This is a genomic window from Paraburkholderia caffeinilytica (assembly GCF_003368325.1).
In the GTDB taxonomy this organism is placed as follows: Bacteria; Pseudomonadota; Gammaproteobacteria; order Burkholderiales; family Burkholderiaceae; genus Paraburkholderia; species Paraburkholderia caffeinilytica.
In genome coordinates, this window is sequence record NZ_CP031466.1 from 3,612,001 (window position 1) to 3,619,047 (window position 7,047).

The window sequence follows — 7,047 nt, forward strand, 5'->3', positions numbered from 1 at the left end:
GTCGTCGAGGAAGGTACCCGTACATATAGATCCTGAGCATCACGCCTGGATGATAGGACGGGCGGCCCGTCAGTACCAGCGCGGTACCGTTGAAGCCAAGTTCCGCAAGGTCCAGTTCGTCGACAAAGGCATCTATGACCCTGACCGGATTGTCCTGTCCAATGTAGTCATCGATGCATTCGGGAAGTAGTGCCACCTGCTTGCGGTCATCGCCTTCAACGAATCGCTTCGTGAGTCACCCTGTCTGAATGCGTTGATTCAGTTTAGGCGATCAATGCATTTTCACACGCCCTCGGCCAACAAGAGACAATCGCGGAGCACCGACAAATGACGGGGCATCGGCCCCACAGCAGTCACTCGTCGTTGAATCATCCTTAGATGAAAGGCTATGTTTGCGGGACGGCGTGGACGCGTGTCATGAACTGAACAAATCATCGACGATACGTCGTCCCGCGCTATAGCCACCCATGAGCGCATCAGCTTCGCTGAAAAATGGCTTGCCTTGAGATTCACCAAAACGCAACGGGGAGAAAACGGCAAGAGCGGCACCGGCCTTGCAGATTCTCACGACCGCGACATAGCCCGCGCTGGATAACGCACTGCGTCCGGCCTGCCAGCTGAAGTCAGTCTCTACGGCCACCTCGACATCGAATCCGTGATAGTGATAAGTGCGGTTCATAGGCTCACCCGTTCCGCCTGCCGCGACATCCGCTGGACGTCGTCCGGTTCCAGAGTGCGGATATACCGGTAGAAAAGCTCTACGATTCCACGAGTAGGAATGCTGGCGGAAAGCGTCGCTATCTTGACCGGGGCGAACCACCTGCACTTCGCGATCTCGTTGCTGGGCTGTACGCGTGCATGATGCGCAACGTCGGTGAAAAAGACGTGATGCAAGGTGTTGAAACCGGTGAATTGAAAGAGGTATGTCAACTCATTAGCCACAAGCGTCGTTTCTTCCGACAGTTCGCGTAGCGCGGCTTCATGGGGCGTTTCATCCCGACAGATTCTCCCACCAGGTAACGCCCATCTTGATCGTTCTCTGGCAACCAGCAGAATCCGGTTTTCCCGCACGCATACCACGGTCGCTCTGTCTTTCATTCTTTCCCTGCCCACCTGATCTCTTGACCATCAGCCGAAACCTGCGGCAATGCAAGCAGCGCCGGCGACTTTTTCCCGGCATTGTAAATCCTGTCGAAAATGCCGCACCCGAATCTTTTAGGCGGCGTACCAGCAGGCATCGCTGTATCTGGCGCGGTAATCCGGGATTAACTGTTGTTTTCCACTCTAACAGTCGGCACGGTATCGCGCTAAACTGGCTCACCTCGCGGTCGGGCAACTTTTACTGATACAACTCTCCATGGGGCCGCGTACAGGGTAGGCGAGTGCCGGTCATGCTCAAACCGGGTTCGAGCCACGAGCGTCGATTTACTGTGACGCTCAGCCGACCAAGGGGGAAGGGCCGAAGTCTCGTGGGCGAACGGTTGGACGCCAGGAGTCCGAATCATGATAACGACGTTCACGCTGATCGATCTTGCTGGCACCGTTGCCTTGCTGCTGCTGGGCACCCAGATGGTCCAAACCGGCATGCATCGGGCATTCGGCGCAGGTCTTCGGTCACTCCTCGCCAGGTCGCTGGGTGGACCCTTCCGGGCCTTCCTCGCCGGAATAGGCGCGACGGCGGCATTGCAGAGCACCGCGACGACCGGACTCATGGTCGAGGGCTTCGCTGCGGAGGGGCTCGTCGGACTTGTACCCGCGCTTGCCGTGATGCTGGGGGCAAACGTCGGCGCAACGTTGATCGTGCAGTTACTGTCACTCGACCTCGCGGAAGCCGTTTCGCCGGCCCTGATCCTTGTCGGCGCGCTGATGTTCCGCAAAGTATCGAACACACGTGCACACGACCTGGGACGCATGTTCATTGGTCTGGGCCTGATGCTGCTCGCGCTGCACCATCTGCTTGATCTGATGACCGAATACGAGGATGCACCAAGCCTTCGCATGCTGCTAGGCGCTGCGTCCACCGTACCGGTCGTCGATGTTTTGCTGGCTGCGGGTTTGACATGGGCAGCAGATTCGAACGTCGCGGCGGTCCTGCTTGTCACCTCGCTTTGCGCGCGGAACGTCGTCCCGCCCAATACGGCCTTTGCGCTGGTGATGGGCGCGAACCTCGGCACCGCGATCAACCCCGTACTGGCACGGACGGCACCATACGATCCCATATTGAAGCGACTGCCGGTCGGAAACCTGCTCACACGGGTCACCGGCGTTGTGTTGGCGCTTACAGCACTCGGACCGATCGGCCACTTCATGGTCACCATGGAACCGGACAATGCACGAGTGGTTGCGGATTTTCACACGCTCTTCAACGTGGCTCTCGCCTGCGTATTCCTGCCGATGCTTCCGCTCTATGCGAGCCTGTTGAGCCGATTGCTGCCTTCGCCCGTAGAAGTCGCCGATCCGCAGCAGTCGCCGTGCCTCGATTCCACCTCTAGCCGGATTCCAACCGGAGCGTCGGGGACCGCACCCAGGGCACTTCGGTTCGTCGATCGCTTCGGCGAAATGCTATCGGGCATTCATGCATCACCGTCAGATCGTGGGCGCAAGCTCATTGCTGAGGTACGCCCGCATGACGATATTCTGGACAGCCTGAATGGCGCAGCCAGGACTTACCGGACGTCTCCCGGTGCCGGGAAGATCGAGGCAGCGATGTATCCGCACCTCGATAAGAAAGTCAACGTGGTCTATCGTGAGGAGAACGGGCGAATCGATGTGAAGCCGGGCAGCGGCCACTCGCTAGAACACGGCAGTTCTGATGGCAACGCAAAGACGTATTACCCCGCAAGCTCCCTCTGGCTCACCTTGCAGGATCTCCAGGTCGTTCAACAACTGGAACCTGCTGACGGAGAAGCGCAATCCACCCTTACTACCTGCGTCCGTGGAACAGCTTTCTTTGATGACGCTTGCCTGTCAGTTATTGGCGAACACGGGAATAGCACCCGCAAGGTCCAGATCTCATTCGCGGGCAGGGAAATCCGTCCGGCAGACCGGCAGGGCCTGCGTGAATGGCAGGACGTGCTCGGTACGACGTTCTCGGATATCCCACTGGGCACCGCAAGGCTCGGCTACAACCCGACGGACCTGGAGATGCAGGAACCTGATCAGTGGTGGGCGTCTTGCCACGTGCCGGAAAGCAGCATGAAGGCGCTGATACAGGGGGTTGAGGCTGGCCGCCTTGCCTCGGTCAAGGTCGGTTTGTGTCTGAAGAACGTTTATGTGTCGAGGCAGGTGTTTGCTGATTTTCCGGGGGAGTCGTACCTGTTTCTCAGACCGGGAATGGAAGGCAGCGAAATGGAATCGCCGGAAATTGCGAGCGGATATGTCGTTCATCTCGCGCTCGACTTCGGAAAAGTCAGCTTCGACGTGCCTGGTCAACGCGACAGTTCACGCGAGGGTCAACACCAAACAAACGCTGGTGACGCAACCTCGATGAACGCACTTGTCGAGAGGTTGAGCACGCTCGTCGTCAGCCTGAAATGGCTTGCGGTACTTATCGCCGTCCTGGTTATTGTTTTCGTATTCAAAAATCGATGATCGAACCATTGACGCGCTCACGTACGGCAGTTGCCCTCTCGTTCATTGGTGCCTGTCCGTTTGATCGCAAGACTCTAAATAATCTTGATGATAATTTAGTTTGTTGATGGCGTCTTTTTGGCTACGTACGCTACCTTCAAACTGTGCCAATGCGGAACTCGCAGGCTGCGGCAGTCAGGAAAAATGTCGGTGCGGGGCGGGGAGTATAGCGATGAAAATGTCTCACAGATTAGGAAGCCCCGATACGGCGGGACCGGTGTGGGGACTTGTCTTTGGCGTGTTCATGACGGCAATCGGAATAGGCCTCTGGTTTTATGCGACGTCGTCGGCCTCCTCCGGACGACAGGATGAATCGTTGGCCGTAGCGGCCGTCATCGTTGGCCTGTTTTCTGCCGTCTACGCGGGGCGCGAACTCTGTCACAAACGTCGGTAGATCGCCTGTCCGGACTAAGGATGTTGTCGATCAAGTGGCGCTACCCGGTATGCCGGAGCGCGTTTATTTTGCCGCCGCGCGCGTCACGCTAACACTCGCGGGATCCGTTTGCTCCTTCAACACCGTGCAAGGCTACTGATCTGCATGTCTCGACGGTCGAGCACGCCGGGGCTCGTATGCCATCACCTCGTGCCCAACCACAATCGATATTAATCGACATGCGACCTGGACACTCCCGACGCCAGTCACCGGGCCCCGCTCGCGATAGCTGCGGCAAGGCAGTCTCGCTGCGACTGCAGACGTGACCAGGCGGTCATAAGCGCGTCGAGGGACGCTAGCTCCTTGTCACAAGATCCCAAACGCTGAAGCAGCGAAATGTACTCCCTTCGCACGGCAATCACGCCTTCAAGCGCCACCAGGGCTTGCTCAACTTCGCGGAGTTGTCGTCGCAGGTCATCTGTCATTTCAATCTTCCCGACGGACGAACGCATCCTGTTCCTCCTGGACTCACTCCAGCGATTCCAGTGCGCCCCGGCTCTCGTTGCTGATGCCGAATCGGGGAAGCTCGCCGGTTCGGCATCAGCACTCTCTTAAGGGCGTAGTGGATTGACGCGGGCTCCCCTGGCGCGGCGTGACCGTACGGGCACGGTTTCGTTCGAGGCATCCTCTCGCGTCCATGGTGGACTCGCCAAAGTACTGTGTAAACGTACAGTATCGCGGGTTGCACGTAAAGACCTAGACTTACCATTCCGACACAAACGCGGAGCGCGCCATGGTCACCAAGACCGTCCGCCGGACATTTTCCGGTCTGACTTCGGCGTTTTCGCTAGGTCCGAAGGGCAAGCAAGGGGTCGCAGATACCGTGAAATCGGCCCAGCAACGCGCCGACGAAGCCTGGAGACGCACGACGCACGGAGTCCACAGTTCCCTACTCAGTAAAGTCCCGAAAGCCTGATTTTCGGAAACCAGAAGCAGGATCGAGCCTGCCGTCCGAATTAGCTGTCACCGAAGCCGGAGACGAACCATGACTGCGCCGCAAAAACTTTACGGTGTGACGCTTAAGCCCCAAGCCAGGGCTCCGCGCAAGCTGATCGAAGTCCCCGACCCCGAGGCTCGCCCCGACCTTCTGGAAGCCGTTCGCCGAGCCGTGGCTGAGAATCGGGAAGCTGGGGAGCGACGATCCCGAGAATAATTCGATCGAGTATGGTGGCCGTGGCACATGCGATTTGAACTACGAGACATAGCCGCCCGGGTTGGAAAGACTATCGAATCGGGTAGCTGGCTGGTGCGGCGTAGGGAATCGCTCCAAGCCTGAAAGCAAAGGTCACATGGCGACCAAAGGTAACTCCAGGCGATATGGCGCGGTCGGGCAAGGACTGCGCGAACTGGCCGTCAGATTCAAGGTAGGTTCGTCCGTCTCTAAACCAATGTCTCTTTCCGAGCCTGGACGTGTCCCTCGACCGCAATCGGTCAACGGCTCAGTTGGGTCGAAATTTGCCGGTCGACTTGGCTTTCTGGGCGATATGAGGAACTCCAAACCTATCGTCGCAGGGCAGGCCGAAGCTCGCAAGTTTTGGTTCCCAACGAAAAAATCGTCCAATTCCACATAATTGGGGCTATCTACCCCTTCATTTGCGGACACTGGTCCTTGTAGGAACACGATTATGTCGCCGGATGGCACCTAGCGTGACCACGCCGGACACCGGCGGAGGACCGGCGCGCGCGCAACCGGATCACTGCGATGCGGCCCGGACGTCGGACAGCCCGCAGTGCGTAGACGCAACAGGGGCGGCAACGGGCGATCATCCGAGGTACCCGAGGGTGGGCCCGGGCTTGCCGGGAGCGACCGCATTTCCCAGTTGGCGCGTCGCGGGAGCGACCTGCGTCCGCCTGGTTATCAAATCCATGCCGCTGACACGGGCGATCGACAACACAAGGATGCGATCCCAGGCGCGGGTTCACGGCGGCGTCACCATCCACGCCTGGGACATGCTCGCAACGCCTGTGATCGCGGATCGGTCCGACCGCCGGCCAATTGCGCAAAGGCGTGCAGATCGGGTGGGGTGGCGACATTCACAACCACAGAAAGGAAAAGCAATGAACAAGCAGGAACTGGCGGATGCGGTCGCCGCGAAGACGGGCGGCAGCAAGGCGGCAACCGGCGAGGCGATCGATGCGTTTATTGACGCAGTCACGGCCGCCGTAAAAAGGTGAGACTGTGCAGTTGATCGGCTTTGGGTCGCTTTCCACGAGCGCGCGCGCCGCGCGGGTCGGCCGCAATCCGGCGACCGGTGCCGAAATCCAGATCCCCGCAGCGAAGACCGTCAAATTCACGGCGGGCAAGGCGTTCAAGGATGCGGTGAACGGCGCCTGAGACCGGGCGCAAGCCGTCGGCCGGATCGCCGCGACAGATGCTGGCGGCAGCAACAGCACGGAGTGATCGGGCAAGGCCTAGACCCCAGCCAGCCGGCCTGGTAGCATCAGTGCGAGATGTCGCGACGTACTGCGGCCCCTGCGATTCGCTGTATGTCTCTATCGATATCCGCATGGAAAAGAAACGATCGCGGACCGGGCGCGAAATCTCGTGCCCAACGATCGGCGCATTACTGCGTTACCGGACGCGCATCGTGCGCGTCATTGCGGAAGCCCGCGGGCAACGCGCGATGATCGAATCGCTCGATACCACTGGCCGGACCTTCGTGAGCACTGTGAAGTGGGTCAGCCTGCGTGAGCTGGGTAATCAGCTTTTCTGAAGTTGGATCTCTTCGCGGGCGATCGTCGGTCATTCCGGGATGCCTGCGGATCAAATACCTCGACTCTCCAGCTTCGAAATGCCCGCCGGTGCCCGAACGTGGCAAGCGCGTGCTCATCCCATCACACTGGATGCGGAAATTTGCAGCTCGTATAGGCCTACGAGCAAGGTAAGCGCAAATTCCTATCATAAGCTCCGTGGTTATGAAAATTGCGCTGATTATTACGATTTGGTGCAGTAACGTCTGATTTTTCTTGCGCTAATCTGAACG

The 7,047-nt window shown here is 58.7% G+C and carries 4 protein-coding genes and 2 pseudogenes; 3 read left to right on the forward strand and 3 right to left on the reverse strand.

Features of this window, described 5'->3' with window-relative positions; all coding sequences use genetic code 11:
- Nucleotides 1–4 precede the first annotated feature (4 nt).
- The 3 genes and pseudogenes from DSC91_RS15900 to DSC91_RS15910 all read right to left on the reverse strand — a co-directional run.
- Nucleotides 5–196, reverse strand: a pseudogene (locus tag DSC91_RS15900) (transposase); the annotation flags it as partial.
- Nucleotides 197–415: 219 nt separating this feature from the next.
- Nucleotides 416–679 carry a hypothetical protein gene (locus DSC91_RS15905; protein ID WP_115779608.1) on the reverse strand — a complete coding sequence of 88 codons (264 nt, stop codon included), beginning with the start codon at nucleotides 677–679 and terminating at the stop codon, nucleotides 416–418.
- A complete protein-coding gene (locus DSC91_RS15910) occupies nucleotides 676–1,098 on the reverse strand; it encodes an NUDIX hydrolase (RefSeq protein ID WP_115779609.1) in 423 nt (140 codons plus the stop codon). The genes DSC91_RS15905 and DSC91_RS15910 overlap by 4 nt, the downstream gene beginning before the upstream one ends.
- Nucleotides 1,099–1,503: 405 nt before the next feature.
- On the opposite strand from DSC91_RS15910, the gene DSC91_RS15915 reads away from it, so the two are divergent.
- The 3 genes and pseudogenes from DSC91_RS15915 (at nucleotide 1,504) to DSC91_RS15935 (ending at nucleotide 6,777) form a co-directional block, all read left to right on the forward strand.
- Entirely contained in the window at nucleotides 1,504–3,591 is a 2,088-nt protein-coding gene (locus tag DSC91_RS15915; RefSeq protein WP_115779610.1) for a Na/Pi cotransporter family protein, read from the forward strand.
- A gap of 2,530 nt (nucleotides 3,592–6,121) precedes the next feature.
- Nucleotides 6,122–6,398: pseudogene (locus DSC91_RS15930) on the forward strand (HU family DNA-binding protein).
- 172 nt (nucleotides 6,399–6,570) lie between these two features.
- On the forward strand, nucleotides 6,571–6,777 hold the full coding sequence (locus tag DSC91_RS15935; protein ID WP_115779613.1) for a hypothetical protein: 207 nt from the start codon (nucleotides 6,571–6,573) through the stop codon (nucleotides 6,775–6,777).
- The last annotated feature ends 270 nt before the right edge of the window (nucleotides 6,778–7,047 follow it).

What these genes read in the sequence shown, in the direction of transcription:
- DSC91_RS15905 (WP_115779608.1), bottom strand. Translation starts at nt 679, where the DNA reads ATGAACCGCACTTATCACTATCACGGATTCGATGTCGAGGTGGCCGTA.
- DSC91_RS15910 (WP_115779609.1), bottom strand. Translation starts at nt 1,098, where the DNA reads ATGAAAGACAGAGCGACCGTGGTATGCGTGCGGGAAAACCGGATTCTG.
- DSC91_RS15915 (WP_115779610.1), top strand. Translation starts at nt 1,504, where the DNA reads ATGATAACGACGTTCACGCTGATCGATCTTGCTGGCACCGTTGCCTTG.
- DSC91_RS15935 (WP_115779613.1), top strand. Translation starts at nt 6,571, where the DNA reads ATGGAAAAGAAACGATCGCGGACCGGGCGCGAAATCTCGTGCCCAACG.